Source organism: Edaphobacter sp. 4G125, from assembly GCF_014274685.1.
Lineage (GTDB): Bacteria > Acidobacteriota > Terriglobia > Terriglobales > Acidobacteriaceae > Edaphobacter.
Genome location: NZ_CP060393.1, coordinates 3,215,086 through 3,231,243, shown reverse-complemented (window position 1 = coordinate 3,231,243; position 16,158 = coordinate 3,215,086). Strand labels below are relative to the sequence as shown.

Annotated in this window: 11 protein-coding genes and 1 tRNA gene; 4 read left to right on the top strand and 8 right to left on the bottom strand. The window is 54.6% G+C overall.

All coding sequences use genetic code 11. The features are described 5' to 3' along the window. Positions 1–19: 19 nt before the first annotated feature. The 3 genes from H7846_RS13415 to H7846_RS13405 all read right to left on the bottom strand — a co-directional run bounded on the left by H7846_RS13415 (position 20) and on the right by H7846_RS13405 (position 2,877). The gene (locus tag H7846_RS13415; RefSeq protein WP_186692714.1) at positions 20–841 is read right to left on the bottom strand and encodes a c-type cytochrome; all 822 of its coding nucleotides are present in this window, start codon (positions 839–841) and stop codon (positions 20–22) included. A 222-nt stretch (positions 842–1,063) separates the two neighbouring features. Further along, entirely contained in the window at positions 1,064–2,473 is a 1,410-nt protein-coding gene (locus H7846_RS13410; RefSeq protein WP_186692712.1) for a chloride channel protein, read from the bottom strand. Further along, on the bottom strand, positions 2,461–2,877 hold the full coding sequence (locus H7846_RS13405; protein WP_186692711.1) for a MarR family winged helix-turn-helix transcriptional regulator: 417 nt from the start codon (positions 2,875–2,877) through the stop codon (positions 2,461–2,463). Before H7846_RS13405 ends, H7846_RS13410 begins: the two co-directional genes overlap by 13 nt. A 229-nt stretch (positions 2,878–3,106) precedes the next feature. Between H7846_RS13405 and H7846_RS13400 the strand changes: the two genes are divergently transcribed. Further along, positions 3,107–3,183 (top strand) — tRNA-Arg (locus H7846_RS13400). Positions 3,184–3,315: 132 nt separating this feature from the next. On the opposite strand, the gene H7846_RS13395 is transcribed toward H7846_RS13400, so the two are convergent. The 3 genes from H7846_RS13395 to H7846_RS13385 all read right to left on the bottom strand — a co-directional run bounded on the left by H7846_RS13395 (position 3,316) and on the right by H7846_RS13385 (position 8,725). Beyond that, a complete protein-coding gene (locus tag H7846_RS13395; RefSeq protein WP_222597507.1) occupies positions 3,316–4,683 on the bottom strand; it encodes a hypothetical protein in 1,368 nt (455 codons plus the stop codon). Between the two features lie 125 nt (positions 4,684–4,808). Beyond that, complete coding sequence (locus H7846_RS18070) at positions 4,809–6,074, bottom strand: M23 family metallopeptidase (protein WP_186692709.1); 1,266 nt, start codon at positions 6,072–6,074, stop codon at positions 4,809–4,811. 1,490 nt (positions 6,075–7,564) lie between these two features. Then, complete coding sequence (locus H7846_RS13385; RefSeq protein ID WP_255460636.1) at positions 7,565–8,725, bottom strand: MFS transporter; 1,161 nt, start codon at positions 8,723–8,725, stop codon at positions 7,565–7,567. Positions 8,726–8,907: 182 nt separating this feature from the next. On the opposite strand from H7846_RS13385, the gene H7846_RS13380 reads away from it, so the two are divergent. Beyond that, positions 8,908–10,077: an acyl-CoA dehydrogenase gene (locus H7846_RS13380; protein WP_186692706.1), complete on the top strand. Its 1,170-nt coding sequence runs from the start codon at positions 8,908–8,910 to the stop codon at positions 10,075–10,077. A 28-nt stretch (positions 10,078–10,105) separates the two neighbouring features. On the opposite strand, the gene H7846_RS13375 is transcribed toward H7846_RS13380, so the two are convergent. Beyond that, the gene (locus H7846_RS13375) at positions 10,106–11,881 is read right to left on the bottom strand and encodes a glycoside hydrolase family 15 protein (RefSeq protein ID WP_255460635.1); all 1,776 of its coding nucleotides are present in this window, start codon (positions 11,879–11,881) and stop codon (positions 10,106–10,108) included. A 203-nt stretch (positions 11,882–12,084) separates the two neighbouring features. On the opposite strand from H7846_RS13375, the gene H7846_RS13370 reads away from it, so the two are divergent. Next, positions 12,085–12,726 (top strand): O-methyltransferase, encoded by a 642-nt coding sequence (locus H7846_RS13370; RefSeq protein ID WP_255460634.1) that lies wholly within the window; start codon positions 12,085–12,087, stop codon positions 12,724–12,726. A 76-nt stretch (positions 12,727–12,802) separates the two neighbouring features. Continuing rightward, entirely contained in the window at positions 12,803–13,468 is a 666-nt protein-coding gene (locus H7846_RS13365) for a BON domain-containing protein (protein WP_186692705.1), read from the top strand. Between the two features lie 17 nt (positions 13,469–13,485). Here H7846_RS13365 and H7846_RS13360 read toward each other — a convergent pair whose 3' ends face one another. Then, the gene (locus H7846_RS13360; protein WP_186692704.1) at positions 13,486–16,149 is read right to left on the bottom strand and encodes an ABC transporter permease; all 2,664 of its coding nucleotides are present in this window, start codon (positions 16,147–16,149) and stop codon (positions 13,486–13,488) included. Positions 16,150–16,158 lie beyond the last annotated feature (9 nt).

Here is a 16,158-nt window from a genome sequence, read left to right as displayed (position 1 = left end):
CTCTAGCCTTTGATCGCGATTAGCGAAGGGTTTGCAGATAGGCCATCAAATTGTGAATGTCGTCGTCGGTGTACTTGCTGAAGAGTTCAGCGTGGGCCTCATGCGGCGCATCGATCGTGTAATGGATCTTCGAGACGGGCCAGGATCGATAAGTTCCATCCTGTAGCTTGATGCCCAGGTAAAACTCGTCGTGATACTCTACCGTGCCGGTCAGCTTCTCGCCAGAAGGAAGAGTAACCGTGGCCTTTCCCTTGGCGTCCCGCGGATAGAGCATATGCATCTCGAGCTGAAGACCCTGATACTTCGTCGCAATATGGGCCAGATCGCCAGTCACCGAGTGGCACCTGGAGCAGGTTCCGGCTCCTTCAAAGTACTGTTTTCCGGCGGCGACATTGCCAGTCTGGAGATCGGCAACATCCACGCCTTTCCGGTTGCCAGATGCTTTGGCTTTTTGTTCCTGCGCATGGATAAAGGCGACCAGATCGGACATTTCGGTTTCGCTCATCTGGAAGGGAGGCATCTTGCCCGCGCGTCCGTTCCGTACAATGTCTGCGATTGTGCTTCCATTCACATCGTTCAGCACGATCTTCGAACGCGTGAGGTCCGGGCCGGATTCTCCACCGCTGGCATCACGCCCATGGCAAAAGGCGCACCGCTGCTGGAAGAGAGTATCTCCCGCCGCAACGTGCTCATTGTTGATGGGAGCCTGTTTGCGAACTCCCGCCTGCGCAGACGACGCCTGAGCCGCCACAACGGAAGGAAAGAAACTTTGCCCCAACCACAGGGCGCCTGCAACTGTGCTGCCCAGTAGAACCAGATCTCGAAGGTGCGCTCTTTTCATTCTTCGTCCACACAAACAAAAGTGTCCGATCGCTGAAGACGACAGCGCTCCTGTAGCCATGGGCGAAGGACGAGAGGAATGTTACCGGTATTTTCTGTCGTGTGGCAACATAATTTTTTGATTCAAAATAAATCAGGAAATTTCATCGCCCTTTCCTTCCATCTGTTCGGAACCGAGAAGAGAGAAAAGGGCGATAAGAAAAGCGGAAAGGAATATTCCTGTCTAAGAGTGAGGAGCTAGTAGGGCCTCTTCCTCTTCATGGTGTTCATCGTGCAGTGTCTCATCTCCTGGCATTGCGCCATGGAGCCGCTGGTCGCCCGAAACGGAAGCATCTCCTGATACCGCATAAGCGATAGCTGCACCGACCAGTGCCGGAATAATAAAGCCGTGTCCGCCCGTTGCTTCCGCCACGAAGACGACGGCGGCCAAAGGAGTCTTATAGGCGGCGGAGATAAAGGCTGCCATGCCGACCGCGGCATAAAGGCCCAGTGAGCTGCTGTGCACGATCGATTGCGCAAAGGCAATTCCAAAGCCTCCGCCCGAAAGGAAGAGAGGAACAAACATGGCGCTAACGCCACCTGCGCCGAGTGTAAACGCCGTTGCCGCCAGCTTGAAGATTCCGAACGTGACTAGTTCTTTTGAGGTGTGGGCCGAGGTGAGAATCTCGCGCACGGCCTCATAGTTTGGTCCAAGCGGAATCAGAGTTCCGGGATACAGATTGATAAAGGCCAGTCCGCAAAGAGCGGTTAGGAATCCACCCAGAGTCAACTTGATCCAGTGAGGCTGATCCCACTGAACCACGAATTTTCGGAGCCTGCGGAAGGTGATGACGAACACCATGGCAATCAGGCCAATCGCCAGGCCAAGCAATGAAGACCAGAGGAGGTCGCGCATGGTGTAGCCGCTTACATTCGCAAAATTGAACAGTGGCTCGCTGCCAAAGAAGGCCCCGAGTGTCATATACGAAACGACCGATGCGATTAGCGAGGGAAGCAGCGCTTCGTGCGCCAGGTCGTCCTTGTAGGGCATCTCCAGCGCAAAGACGATACCCGTCAATGGAGCACGGAACACTGCCGACATACCGGCAGCGGCACCGCAGATCAGCATGATCCGACGGTCCCGCTTCGTCAGACGAAATCGCGGAAAGCGTTGCAGCTTAGTCCAGAGCCACGATGCAATCGCCGCTCCGCCATAGATGCTCGGTCCTTCCAGAGCGGCGCTTCCACCCGAGCCAACAGTTGTAATGGCCGCCAGCAGCTTCTGGGGAAACCAGCGCATGTCCACCACGCCTTCATGCTCGTGGTACGACTGAATGATCTCTTCAGTGGAGTGCTGATTTGGATCAGGCGTAAGGTACTGCATGATCAGACCGGTGACTGCACAGCCCAGCACGAGACCCGGAATAATCATCCAGTGGTGCTGGAAGTAATAGGCCAGAACCGTAGGCCACATCTTTCGCAGCAGGATTTCGGCTATCGCCGTGATCGCAAGTCCAGCAATGACGCCAATCATCGGCGCAATTAAAAGCCATTTGTGAAGATTGCGGGCATACGTCGTCGCAAGGTCTTCATGGACCAGCGGAAGGTGGCGGCGGAGCAAGGGATAATTCGTTAATTTTTTCAGGCGTCGCATCGAGGATTCCCGCTATTTCTTTCTTCTTCTTCTGAGGTACGGCAATGTGCCGCATTGGAAAGCATCTCCAGCGAACGAATGAGTTGGGGTGCAAGCTGATTCAGCTCCCGCGAGTGGTCAATGGAAAGCTCTCGCAAGACCTCTCTTCCGGCCTCCGTCAGCTTCAACACGACCATTCGGCGGTTCTGAGGATTTCGCTCTCTTGCGATCAATCCCGCTTCCTCACATCGATTGCATAGCTCCACGACGCTATGGTGTCGAAGGACAAGTCTGCTGGCCAGATAGCCCACTGTAAGGGCAGTATCGGGCGCAGCTCCTGCTATCTGGAGAAGAAGCTGATGTTGCTGCGAGGTCAGGCCCACTCGTAATGCTGCAGATTCACTGAAGTGGAGAAAGTTCCTCAAAACAAAGCGGAAATCCGCCAAGGTCTGAATATGTCCTTCAGAAATATCTTGTTCTTTCGTCCCCTTCACTATACATATCGTATCACGATATGTTGTACTGGAGCGTTTCGAACCTGAAGATCCAGCCGAAGTACAGAATTTGCTTACGGATGCAGTAACCCTGGGATTCCCGCCCAATCCTGATTTTCCGTTATCGCGGTTACAATCAAAGAGAAAGACCACGGTACGTGGGCGAGTAGCTCAATCGGATAGAGCACGAGCCTTCTAAGCTCGGGGTTGCAGGTTCGATCCCTGCCTCGCTCACCACAAACCCTTCCAGGAACGTTCAATAAAGTCTGTAAGTCAATGAAAAATGGACAACATATATTTATATGTTGTCCATTGGCGTCCATGTTAATGTGGCCCTCTTAACTCCCCCGAAATGCTTTATATGTTGACCTAAGATGTAAAGCCGCGGATGTAGGGTCTGTTCGGTGGGCGGGGGGCGGTTTCATACATCGCGCCGTGGGTCGAGTGGTACTTCATGTTCATGTACGGCGTCTCGACGACGCGGCCCACGGCGGAGTATTGGCCGTTCTGCCAGTTGGAGTCCATGTAGTGGTTGGTGATGCCGGTGGAGAGGAGCAGCCGCTCGGCGTTGAAGGGCTCCTTTTTGGTGAGCATCATCTCGATGATCCAGTGCGCGAAGGCGTTGGTTGCGTGGTACTGGCCGATGGGCATGGGGAAGTCGACCATGGAGATGATGGTCGGGTCCTTCTGGCCTTCGATCTCGCCGGCGTAGGTCCAACCACCGCCCTCGCCGGAGATGACGGCGCCTTTGGTGCCGTCGTTGTATTCCACGATGCAGACGGCTGACCGCTTGGTCTCCTGGTAGTAGCCGGGCTTGCGGTCAAAGCTCTTTCGCACAGCTTCAAGCAGGTTGTTGGCCCAGGGGTTCTCAGCGACCCACTTCCATGTCTCGGGCCCGCGAATGGACTGCACCGACTTTACGCCTGTCTCACCGCCCTTGCGGCGATCGTGAAAGGACTGGAGGGTGTCGATGCAATGGAAGATGGCTCCCTCGTCTGGAGCGGCCCCGACGACGATCGAGTTCTTAATCGGCGTATCGACAGCAAGGTCTATTTCGGGCTTGCGGAAGAAGACCGGGATGGAAGAACCACCGCTGAGGGGGAAGTTCAGCTCCCGCGATTTATCAAACATCCACTTGGCGTCGTCCCAGTTGTAGGAGAGGTGCTTGTCGTTGAAGACGGGCACGGAGCGTTTGCTCTGCTCGAAGACCTTGATGACCTGCTGATAGATCCACCAGCGCGGCAGGAGCCAGTGCCCCTTGAGGTCGGTTGGATAGTTGCCATGTTCGCAGACGATGACGACGCCATCGACTGCGAGCTCGTTGCCGCCAAGCGTGACGGCTTCGCCGACCGTTTTAAAGATGGGGATGTTCTTGGCCTTGCAGATCTTCTGCGCCAGCAGGCTGGTGTCGAACTGATGGAGGTAGACGCCGGCCACGTCGATCTGCGAAGGCGTGTGGGCGCCATGCCACCAGTAGCCGTCGATGAGCTTGTTGACGATCCAGTCCGCATGCGAGGTTGGCAGACCCCAATAGCTGGCGAGAACGGCGATGCGAGGCCGCTTTTGTGCGGTCTGCGCAACAGCATTGGGTACGATACCGGTCAAAGCCGCCATCCCGGCCATCCCGGTTAGTCCCAACATTTCACGTCGAGTGAAGACGGAGTTCGACTCCATAGTCTTGGTGATTGGGAGTGAATTTACTGCCCTGGCTGCAATGTCGATTTGGTCTTTTTTCATAAGGTGATTGGATCCTGTTCGTTACAGGTTCTTACAACAATGTAGCAACTCGTTCGAAATTCACAAACGCTGCATGGTTGCAGAATGTTGAGGTTGATGACACTTCGGTCCAAGAAGGCTCTTCCTCACTGAAACCCCAAAACATCGCGTGAGAGTGGCATTGTGCGGGTGAGCGGCTTTGCATCGTTCTTGTCGATGTGTAGCGCGATTTTCTTGTCCGTGTTTTCGTCCAAAGTTGTCAGATCCAGCAGCACACGTCCCTCTAGATTCATTTGATCGAATACGAACGGAAGGGATGTGTCGTCCAGACTCGATGGCCGGTCCATGATCTGAAAATGGAGATGCGGCGCGCTGGAGTTACCCGTATTTCCCAACAGGCCGAGCTTCTGCCCCTGCCGGACGTAGTCGCCGACGTGCACCTGAATGCTGCCCGGCGCGAGATGTGCATACATTGCGTAGCGTCCCGAGCCCATGTCAATGATTACGCGATTGCCTGCAATATGCGCGATCGTCAAACCTTCGGGATTCTTCCCCGGAATTACGTCTGACAGGCCGCTCACGACTTCAACCACTGTGCCTGGCGCGACTGCCAAAATTTCTGCGCCGTAACCAATCCAATCTTGCGGCTTCTTGCCGTCTGTCCGGTATGCGAAACCATGAGCATCAACCTGTACCCAGTCGATGGCGAAAGTCTCGCTGGGATCGAGCGTGCCATTCATTGGATTGGTGACGAAGCGATGTGGGCCGACCTCCAGGCAACATCCGTTGCCGTTCACCCAACCGCTCCCTTTTAAAGGCGGGCTGATCACTATTGCTTCGCGACCAATCGGAATGGAGTGGCCAGTCGTCGTGTGCTCCGTTCCTACCGGAGTCGGAGGAGTCGTAACCGTGATCCGGTGCGCAATCGCCTTTGGTACCTGGCTGATGTCGTCATAAGTAATGTCGAAGAACATTACACCGGACTGTCCACTCGGAATCTGGGTGGTGTAGCTCTCCTTGTTCATCGTTCCCGGCAAACTGAAGAGTTTCACCTGACCGGTTACGTCTTCGTTCTTGATGTCGAGAACGCGGTTCTTGCCGCTTACCTGATTGCCATGTGCCGGGTCGACCACTTCAACGGATTTGATGGTTGCCGGTAGGCTCCAGGAGTTCGTGAGCTGAAGTGCATACGCAACATGGATCAGCCCGTCGGAGCCTTTCACCGGATGAATGCCGGTGCCGACAAGGTGTGATGTGAGCGGTCCGATTTCCAGTGGATAGCGCAGTCCGTCACCATTGGTCAGTGGCGTATACCAACCGTGTTGAGAAGATTCCTGCGCAGCAAGGAAGGGCGTGCAGGCGACCAACAACAAGCTTGTGGTCGTAACCCAACAGCGGACAGAGTTCAACATGAAATATCCTTTCGTAACTGGACATGAAAGAAAACTACCGGCAAAGCGCGTGGCCCAGATTATCATTTTGAATCCTTTGGGGGCACGCCGTTCGACACTACCTTCAGCGCCGCGAACTTCAAACCAATTTATGGCGGTGGTCCCATTCAAGAGCCATCCGATGAATGGGCTAAAAACACTTGACTAATCTTGTTGTCGCAAACTATTTGTTGCAGGTGCAAATCTGCAAATGCTCTGCTCCTATGCGCCGATTGCGTAGCCACGGATTTTGGGAAGAAAAAATTCTTGGACGTCTTGGCTTCTTTCCGTGGGAATGTCCCTTGTGCCGAGTGCGCCAACTCATTAGGGATCGTGGCTAGAGACAATCCTGTGGGCATACTTAGAAAAAGTGCTTGTGTTTTAACGAGCCCACATTCTCTCGGTTGATACCAGAAGAATGTGGGCCTCGATCATTCGCTATTGTTTAGTTGCAGCAACTGCTGCCATCGCAGCAGGCAGGCTTATCGCAACAGTTGAAGGCGGTTGCGGCTTGTGCTGATAGCGAAAGAAATAGAACTGCGATAACCGCGAATGAGAATGCTTTGAATTTCATGGTGATGATCTCCTTTTGATCGAGCTGTTGAGGGACGTCGCATGCCGAATATTCCGGTGCGCTGCTCAGAGGAAAGGAAGATCGTCTCTAGATGCGAAGGTCGTCTTTGAGAGCAAATACGATTCGTTGATATCTGAGGCCCGGAGTTAATTCGCGGATCGATGCGACGACAGACAGACTCGGGCGATCGCTTTGCGTATTGCTAGTCTGCAGAACAGGTCGTGAGCGCTCCTGTTTGCTTTCATCCTTTACCGCAATGGGCGCAGACAGATTGCAGGTAGGACAGGACGTATTCGTCGTGTTGACTGGTGGCGGGCAGCAAGGCGCTCTTTCAGGCTGACATAGCGGAAACTCTGCGGAAGCATGCTCAGCGAAAGCCGCTGTCGCAATCCACAAGCAGGCGAGGAGCAGGGTCAATAGATGGCGACGATGGCTCCAGTGCTTCACACTTAGACTGTAACGCCATTCGGGGATGAGAGCAATTGTCCTTGCCGGGGACAGGAGAGCGCCTGGGGACTTCAGCGCGCCAGGGAATTGCGGAAGAAGCGGAAAGCGGCTTGCATGGTAGGATGTCTGCGAAACGCGGTAGTACTGCATCTGTCGGCCAGCCCCTGTCTTGTTCTTTCCAGATCCCTTGTGAAAGAGGATCGGAAGAACTTAAAAGTAAGAGGACTAGGTATTCGTGATGACAGATGCTTTCGATAGAGCTGGTTTTAGAGAAACATGTCGAGACATTGTTGTTTGGATTCGAGAAATTCCTCAACGCTCCGGAATCAGAATCAAGTCAGAAGAATGGCTGTTTTGGATTGCTCTGGGGATGTTAGGTCTGGTTTATATGTTTGCCTGGCTAGGTTGATGTTGGACATCCACACGCGTTCTGCCTAATGGTTGTAGCTTTCTAGGCTTCCATCAGCTCGTCTTCACGAGTGGGATGGCAATGATCTTCGCTGGCTACGCGACGTCCTGAGAGGTGACGAAGCGCTGCCAGCCCTACCAATCCGAGGGCGAGTGCGCAGACGCCATTCCACTTCCAATGTACCCAGGCGATTGTCGAAAGGGCCGATCCTAGCGCAGCGCCCGTGAAGTAGATCGTCATATAGACGGTGTTAAGCCGGCTGCGTGCCGAAGGAAGCAATCCAAAGATGCGTGTCTGGTTGGCCACCTGGCACATCTGTGCTCCGATATCCAGCACAATGACTCCAATGGCCAAAGCGATCAGATGCACCGTAACGGCAGCATGGGCTCGCTCCTGGCCCCAAAGGAAGAAGTAGGAGAAAGCCAGCAACGCCATACCGACGGAGATTACCCATCGGGAGCCGTGTCGGTCTGCAAGTTTGCCTGCCAGCGGCGCGACCATCGCTCCAGCTGCGCCGACCAGCCCAAACGTTCCCGCCACTCCTGCTCCGAGATGGTAATGACTCTCGAGCAGAAACGCGAGCGTCGTCCAGAAGCAACTGAAGGAGGCAAAGACCAGCGCGCCGATCTCACCAGACTCGCGCAGCAAGGGCTGGGTGCGATAAAGCGTCCAGAGAGAACGCATCGCTTCGCCGTAACCGAGTTTCTGCTTTGGAGGCAGCTTCGGCATAATGCGCCAGAGCAGCGGTACAAAAGCTCCATTCATCACAGCGGCGATACCGAAGACGTAGCGCCAACCTGTCAGATGGCTGATCCAGCCTGCAAAGGTGCGGGCCAGCAGAATTCCCAGCAGCAGGCCCGTCATTACTGTGCCGATGGCGCGGCCGCGTTCTTCGTGGCTGACAAGGTCCGGAGCGATCGGCAGCACAACATGAGTTACGGAGGACAGAATGCCGATCAAAACCGAACCCACAATCATCCAGGCAAGCGTCGGAGCCAGTGCGACAAAGATGAGTGCGACCGCAACCGCAGCGAACATGCGCATCATAAGCGCGCGTCGCTCCAGCACATCGCCTAATGGAACAAAGCACAACAGGCCGATCGCGTATCCGACCTGCGTGGCGACAGCGATAAATCCTGTGCGCCCGGCTGTCGCACCGTACGTGCGTCCGATCTCTTCCAGCAAAGGCTGGTTGTAATACATTGTTGAAACCCCGACTGCGCAGGCTATTCCAAGGAAGGGAAGGGGTGTTCGGGGAGTCGGGTTGGGCTTCTTCGTCATCCGTAAAAGACCAGAAACTCCAGTGTAAAACCTTTTGTTGAATCCTTGCAGAAAGGCCGGTCTGCTGTTCTGTCTGTTGGTGCAATGCTAGACTCAGTTTCCTTATGGATCTTCGTGAGTCTGCCACATCCAACCGAGTTGCACTAACGCGCCTGAGCGAGGACGAACAGCTCTTTCGTGAGACGGTGCGAAAGTTCGCTGCTGCTGAAATCGGGCCGCTCGTCCGTTCCATGGATGAAGCACAGCAGATGGACCCAAAGCTCCTTCGCCAGCTCTTTGAGCTTGGGTTGATGGGAATTGAGATTCCCGAACAGTATGGTGGTCCTGAGGGGACATTCTTTGAGGCCATTCTTGCCGTCGAAGAGATTTCGGCCGTCGATCCGGCGGTTGGCGTTCTTGTCGATGTGCAGAATACGCTTTGCATCAACGCTCTTCGACGATGGGCTACGGAAGAGCAGAAGCAGCAATATCTCCCCCGGCTTGCTGCCGATACGATCGGAGCCTATGCGTTGAGCGAAGCAGGTTCCGGCTCAGATGCTTTCGCATTGGAGACGCGCGCCTCCCGGCAGGGCGATCGCTATGTATTAAATGGCCAGAAGCTCTGGATCACAAATGCGAAAGAGGCGGGTATTTTTATTGTCTTTGCAACAATCGACCGCGCTGCGGGCTACAAGGGGATCACCGCATTTCTCGTGGAGAAAGATACCCCCGGCTTTTCCCTTGGCAAGAAAGAAGACAAACTTGGTATCCGCGCCTCCAGCACATGCGAACTGATCTTCCGTGACTGCGTTCTTCCTGCTTCGCAGGTACTAGGAGAGCCGGGCAAGGGCTACAAGATCGCCATCGAAACTCTCAACGAAGGACGCATCGGCATCGGTGCCCAAATGCTGGGTCTCGCGCAAGGGGCATGGCAACATGCGCTTCGATGGGCCAAGGAACGCAAACAATTCGGCAAGCCGATCGTGGAGTTTCAGGCGATGCAATTTCAACTTGCTGAGATGGCGACTGAGATCGAGGCCGCTCGTCTTCTGGTCTATAACGCTGCCCGATTGAAAGATGCAGGCCAGGAGTTTTTGAAAGAAGCAGCGATGGCAAAGTACTTCGCTTCGCAGGTCGCAGAACGTGTAGCCTCGCTTGCTGTGGAGGTCTATGGCGGTTCAGGATTCGTAAAGGACTATCCCGTCGAAAAGCTTTACCGCGACGCCAAGATCGGCAAGATCTACGAAGGTACTTCGTTTATGCAGTTGGCTACAATTGCAAAGCTCACGTTATAAGCGCCGTAGCTTGCATCCTTCGTTTCGATTATTGCGTTTTGGCACGTGTCAGATGATATGCCGCTCCAATCAAGGCGATATGCGAGAGTGCCTGCGGAAAATTACCGACCAGCCGATGCCGCTTCGTGTCATATTCCTCAGACAAGAGCCCAACATCATTGGCGAGAGACAGCAGCCGTTCAAAGAGTTGGTTAGCGTCTTTTTCCCGCCCAATCATTTGCAGATTACTTACGAGCCAGAAGCTGCATGCAAGGAACTTGCCCTCATCGCCGGGGAAACCATCCTCGGTCTTCGATGTGTCGTAGCGCATAACCAGACCGTCCTGCATCAGGTGCCGTTCTACTGCATGAATCGTTCCCTGGATCCGCGGATCTTCTGGAGGTAAGAAGCCGACGAGAGCTAATAACAGCGTCGAAGCATCCAACTGGGTAGTTCCATAGTGCTGCACGAAGCTGTTTTGTTCTTGATCAAAGCCACGGGTGCAGACTTCCTGATGAATGACATCGCGTGTCTTCTTCCATCGGTCCAGCGGAGCATCATATCCACTTTGTTCAGCAATTCTGATGGCCCGATCAAAAGCAACCCATGCCATAACCTTGGAATAGATGAAGTGTTTTGGACCGCCACGAACCTCCCAGATTCCTTCATCAGGTTTATGCCATATCGATTCGAGATGTTGAACAAGGTTTCGAAGCAGTGCGAAGTCAGAGGAGCGTGTCTCTTGATCGAGCGCTGTGTTCATCGAGAAAAATGCGTCCAGTACCTCGCCATAGGTATCGAGCTGCAACTGTTCGGAAGCCGCATTCCCAACGCGCACTGGGGCAGAGTTTTCATATCCCGGAAGCCATTTCACCTCCCACTCCGTAAGGATGCGTTCGCCTAAAACTCCATACATGATCTGCAACTGGTCCGGCTTTCCTGCGATGGTGCGGCGAAGCCATTGCATCCAGTGCGTAGCTTCGTCGAAATAACCTTCGTTCATCAGGGCCAGAAGGGTAAACGTCGTGTCGCGCAGCCAGCAGTAACGATAGTCCCAGTTCCTGACGCCGCCAATATCTTCGGGCAGAGAGGTGGTCACGGCGGCGATCATGCCCCCCGTGGGTTCAAAGGTTAATGCCTTCAACGTCAGGAGCGACCGTAGAACTTCTTCGCGATAGGGGCCCTGATACTTGCAGCGATTGGCCCAGTCGGTCCAGAAATCCTTTGTCTGTTGCAGCGCCTTCGCTCCATCGATCGGGTTTCCTGTGGAATTCTCTCGATAATCGCCATAGGTCCCATACGTAAGAACGAAGGAGACCTCTTCTCCTGCGCTGATCTCAAAATCGCTCATTGTCCGTAGCCGCTCTCCCTTCAAGGGAGCAGTGGTGTGGAGATCGACCGCATCCGGCCCTGCGACTGCGCGGATGCCGGTATCGGTTCGTGTCACCCAAGGGACGGCGGATCCGTAGCTGAAACGGAGCACAAGCTCACCCCGCATGGGGACTTTTCCACGTAGCCCTTGCACAATCCGTACCAGATGCGAGTGCGAATTGTGGGGCGGCATGAAGTCCAGAATCCTGACGACGCCTTGCGTATTCTCATACGTGGTCTCGAGAATCAGCGTATTCGGCAGATAGCGGCGAGAACTGCGATGCGGCTCTGAAGGTGCCAGGCGCCAGAAGCCGTTTTCTTCTGTCCCTAACAGGCTGGCGAAACAGGCGGCTGAACCAAAATTCGGCCAGCACAGCCAATCAATGGAACCATGATCTCCAACCAGCGCGGCCGTCTCGCAATCTCCGATCAGTGCATAGTCTTCGATCTTCAATGTTGATCGTTCCTCACGATTTGCGATTTGTTGTATATCCGGCGAAATCAGCAACCCGACGTGGATTCTTCAAAGTACGACGTAAAACCGGTGCTAAAGTTTGGCTGCAAGGGATCCATAGCCTTCGGAGCCAATCTCCAAAATGAGGAATGGCGCCTGCATCTTCCCGTTGGCTACCTATAATGAAACCGAAAGGTAGCTGAATGGGTCTGTTCAAAAAGAAGATCAAGCAGGAGCACAAGGTGATGCTCCAAGCAGAACGCGCAGGCGGAACTCTCCTGCCGGAATATCATCGTCCAACGCCAGAGTGCCCGCATCCGGAACGTTGGCATATGTACGACTCCATGACGGCCGAGGCGGAGGTTCTGGAGTTTCTTTACACGCTCGTTACGACGATTAAGCCAACCCTGGTCGTTGAGACCGGTTCGTTTCTTGGTGTCTCAACGCTCTGGATCGCGAAGGCGCTTAAGGCGAACGGGTTCGGCAAAATTATCTCTTGTGAATTCGACCCACTCGTCTTTGCTAAGGCGAAAGAGAAGATTGCTGCTTCAGAGCTATCGGAATGGATCGAACTTCGTAACGAATCCTCACTTGAGATGCACATTGAAGGCACCATCGATCTCTTCTTCTCGGACTCTGATATGCCTATTCGTGAAGCCGAAGTGAAGCGATTCCTCCCCCAGATTCGTCCAACAGGAGTGGTGCTGATGCATGATGCAAGCTCGCATCTCAAAGTCGTTCGCGATGCCGCGCTCAAGATGGAATCCGAAGGCCTGTTGTCGTGCATCCTGCTTCCCACACCTCGCGGTCTGGTTATGGCACAAAAGAAAGAAGGGCGACTGTAATTGCCCTAGACCAAGCTCATCCTTTGGATTATCTTCAAGTTGGCAACGACGACCTCTGTATCGAAAGGGAGATTTTATGGTACGACGTAGCATAATCTGTCTTGCAGCGGCATTTTTCGCGTTTCCTTTCTCATCTCCAACACCAGTCCTGGCGCAGAATGTGCAACAGGCTGCGCCGATGTCACAAGAAGATGGCATCCGCATCGTGACAGAAGTCCGCAAGAAACTTCTCGGCCTGAACAACTATGCGGTCTTCGACTGGATCACCTTTGGGTTCAAAGGGCGAACGCTGGTTTTGAACGGCTATGCCTCAAGGCCGGTCCTTAAGGATGATGCGGGGCGTGCGGTGAAAGACATCCAGGGAATTGCCGGAGTCGACAACGAGATCAAGGTCCTTCCGCTTTCGCCGAACGATGATCGCATCCGTGCCGCTGTCTATAACCGCATCTACACGCAGCCTGCGCTACGAAAGTACAACGCCAACCAAGGATCGCTTGGTCGCGCGATTGGGCCTGGAGCAGGCGTGGCATTGATGGCCGGTGGCATCACCAATAATCCTCCCATCGGTTATCACGCGATTCACATCATTGTGAACAATGGCCACGTCACTTTATACGGAGCCGTCCTCAACCAGAGCGATGCAGCGATCGCGTTTATGCAGGCAAACTCTGCGCCCGGAGCATTCGCCGTGGATAACGAACTTGTGATCCAGGGAGCGAAACCCGGTCAGGAGCCAAAGTAGCAGGGAAGTACAAGTTCCTATTCGGTGCGCAGCGCCTGCATCGGGTCTATACTTGAGGCCCGCCATGCAGGCGCTGCACTTGCGAGTGCAGCTACGACCAACAGCAGAGTCGCCATCACAGCAAAGACGATTGGGTCCAGAGGCTTTGTCTCGTACAGCAGCGAACGGATTACGTACCCGACTGAAATACCGCCGCCGACTCCTATAACCAGGCCGAATACCACTGGTCGTAGTCCATCGCGCAGTACTAGTCCCAGCACCTGTCCCCGCTGTGCGCCTAGCGCAATGCGTATACCAATCTCAGGAACCCGTTGCGTCACCACATACGACAGAACGCCATAAAGTCCCACGCCGGCCAGCAGCAACGAAAGTACGGCAAAGACCAACACTAGCGATGCAGAAAAGCTCTGGTTCACTGTTGATTCTCCGACGATTTGCGGGATCGTCAGCACATCGACGACAGGCAGCTGGGGGTCGAGCGCAGCTATTTCCTTCTGGATCGCAACCGCATAGCTCAACGGATCGCCGGACGTGCGTACAACCAATGTGGACCTGTAGCCTGTATTACCGGAGAAGACCGGAAAATATGTTGTCGCTTTCGTCGGCTTACCCACACGCCACAGCGTGTTGCCCACAACGCCCACGATCTCGTAGGTTCTCTTCTTGTTCGTGATATCTGTACCAATCACGATCGTGCGCCCAATCACATTTTCGCCTGGATAATATCGCTTCACCAGCTCCTCCGAGACGATGACCTTATTGGCTTGGTCGAGCCGATCGTGTTCGTTGAACACTCTTCCTGCAATCAGTGGAATGCCGAGCGTTGCAAAGTACGATGGGTCCGCATACCGGACGATCGCATCGGGTTGCTTATTTGATTCATAGTTCGGGCGCTCTGGAATGATGAAGACCTGGTCTCCATCCCATCCTGCCCCTGGCACCGTTGAACCCAGCCCTGCCGACTCTATCCCTGGAATGCGCCTCACGCGCTCCAGCAGCGATTGCGAAAACGCAAGGCTCTGCTCTGGTTTGGTATATACCTCCATCGGCAGGTTGTATCGTAGTGTCAGCAGATGATCGCCGGAGATGCCAAGGTCCGTCGTCCGTAACTGGACAAAGCTCTTCAGCAGCAATCCTGACGAAAGCAGCAGCACAACCGTCAGCGCAATCTCGATGCTCAGCAGCGTCTTCCGCAGCTTCGCCCTAGACACACCAACTCCTGATCCACGAGAAGAATCCTTAAGCCCCTCCAGAACTCCTCGTTGTGTCGAAGACAACGCAGGCAGCAAGCCTGCGAGAACCGCAGTCAAGCCCACCACTCCAAACGTGAACAACACGATGATCACATCAACATGAATCGCAGCGGCTCGAGGCAGACCCTTCCAATGCAGCTTCAGCCATGCCGTTCCTGCCATCGCCAGCAGCAGTCCAAGCAATCCGCCGCATCCGCATAGAATCACCGTCTCCGTCATCTGCTCACGCAGCAAAGCAAAACGACCTGCCCCAAGAGCGCCGCGAATCGACATCTCCTTCTGCCTCGCCGCGCCACGAGCGACAAGGAGGTTCGAGACATTCAGGCATCCGATCAGCAACATGCACGCCACCGCCGCCATCATCATCAAAAGCGGCGTCTTCACATCCTGCACGACGTCGTCGATCATCGGGCGTGACAAGACATCTTCAGCTACCGGTTTGCCTGCATACTGCATGTGCATCCGATACTGTAGCGCGCTCACCTCATCCGTAGCCGTCTTCAGGCTTACGCCCGGCTTCATCCGCGCGACCACGAACGGATTGTGATTGTCGTGCGCATGCAGATTCTCGTAGGTCTCTCCGTCTGAGTACGGGACCCACACCTGCGTCCGCGCATCGGGATACGCGAACCACTCCGGCAGTACGCCAACGACCATGTACGGCCTCGCTGCCATACGGAACGTCTTTCCTACAATCGAGGGATCGCCGCCAAAGCGCCTCTGAAAGAAGCTCCAGGTCAGTATGGCGACATGGTGATCTCCCACCTGATCCTCGTCTTCACGAAACGTCCGGCCAAGCACGGGTCTCACTCCCAGCAACGGAAAGAGATTCCACGTTCCCTTCTGCGCTGCCACCATCTCCGGCATCTCTCCGTGGTCGCCAGTAACCGTCAGGCTGGAGTAGTGATATGAGGCCATATCCGCGAACCCATGCGTTTGCGCTCGCCACTCGTAGAAGTCGCCCGGAGCAACTTCGTTGTATGGATTTCCCAATGTATTGCTGCGGAAGTGCTCGTACACCATCACTAGGTTGTCTGGGTCCTGAAAGGGAAGTGGCTCTAACAGGACCGCCCGCACTACAGTAAACAGGCAGATCGTTGCTCCAATGCAGAGCGTCATTACCGCAATTGTGGTTACGGTAAATCCCGGCGAACGCATCAGCGCACGTGCACCGAAGCGAAGATCGCGGCCCAGCGTCTCCAGCCATCCCCAGTTCCAGCCGCGTCTTGCTTCATCGCGCAGCAGCGTAGGATTGCCGAAGTCGCGCATTGCAGCTTTACGAGCGTCTTCAGGAGAAGCGCCAAGCTGAATCCGCTCTGCGATCTCCTGCTCCAGGTGGAACCGCATTTCTTCATCCAGCCGTGCAGTCTCCTGCTGTCGCCGGAAGAGAGTCGCTATCGTCTTCCGTATCTGATCCACCCAGCGCATATCGCTCTC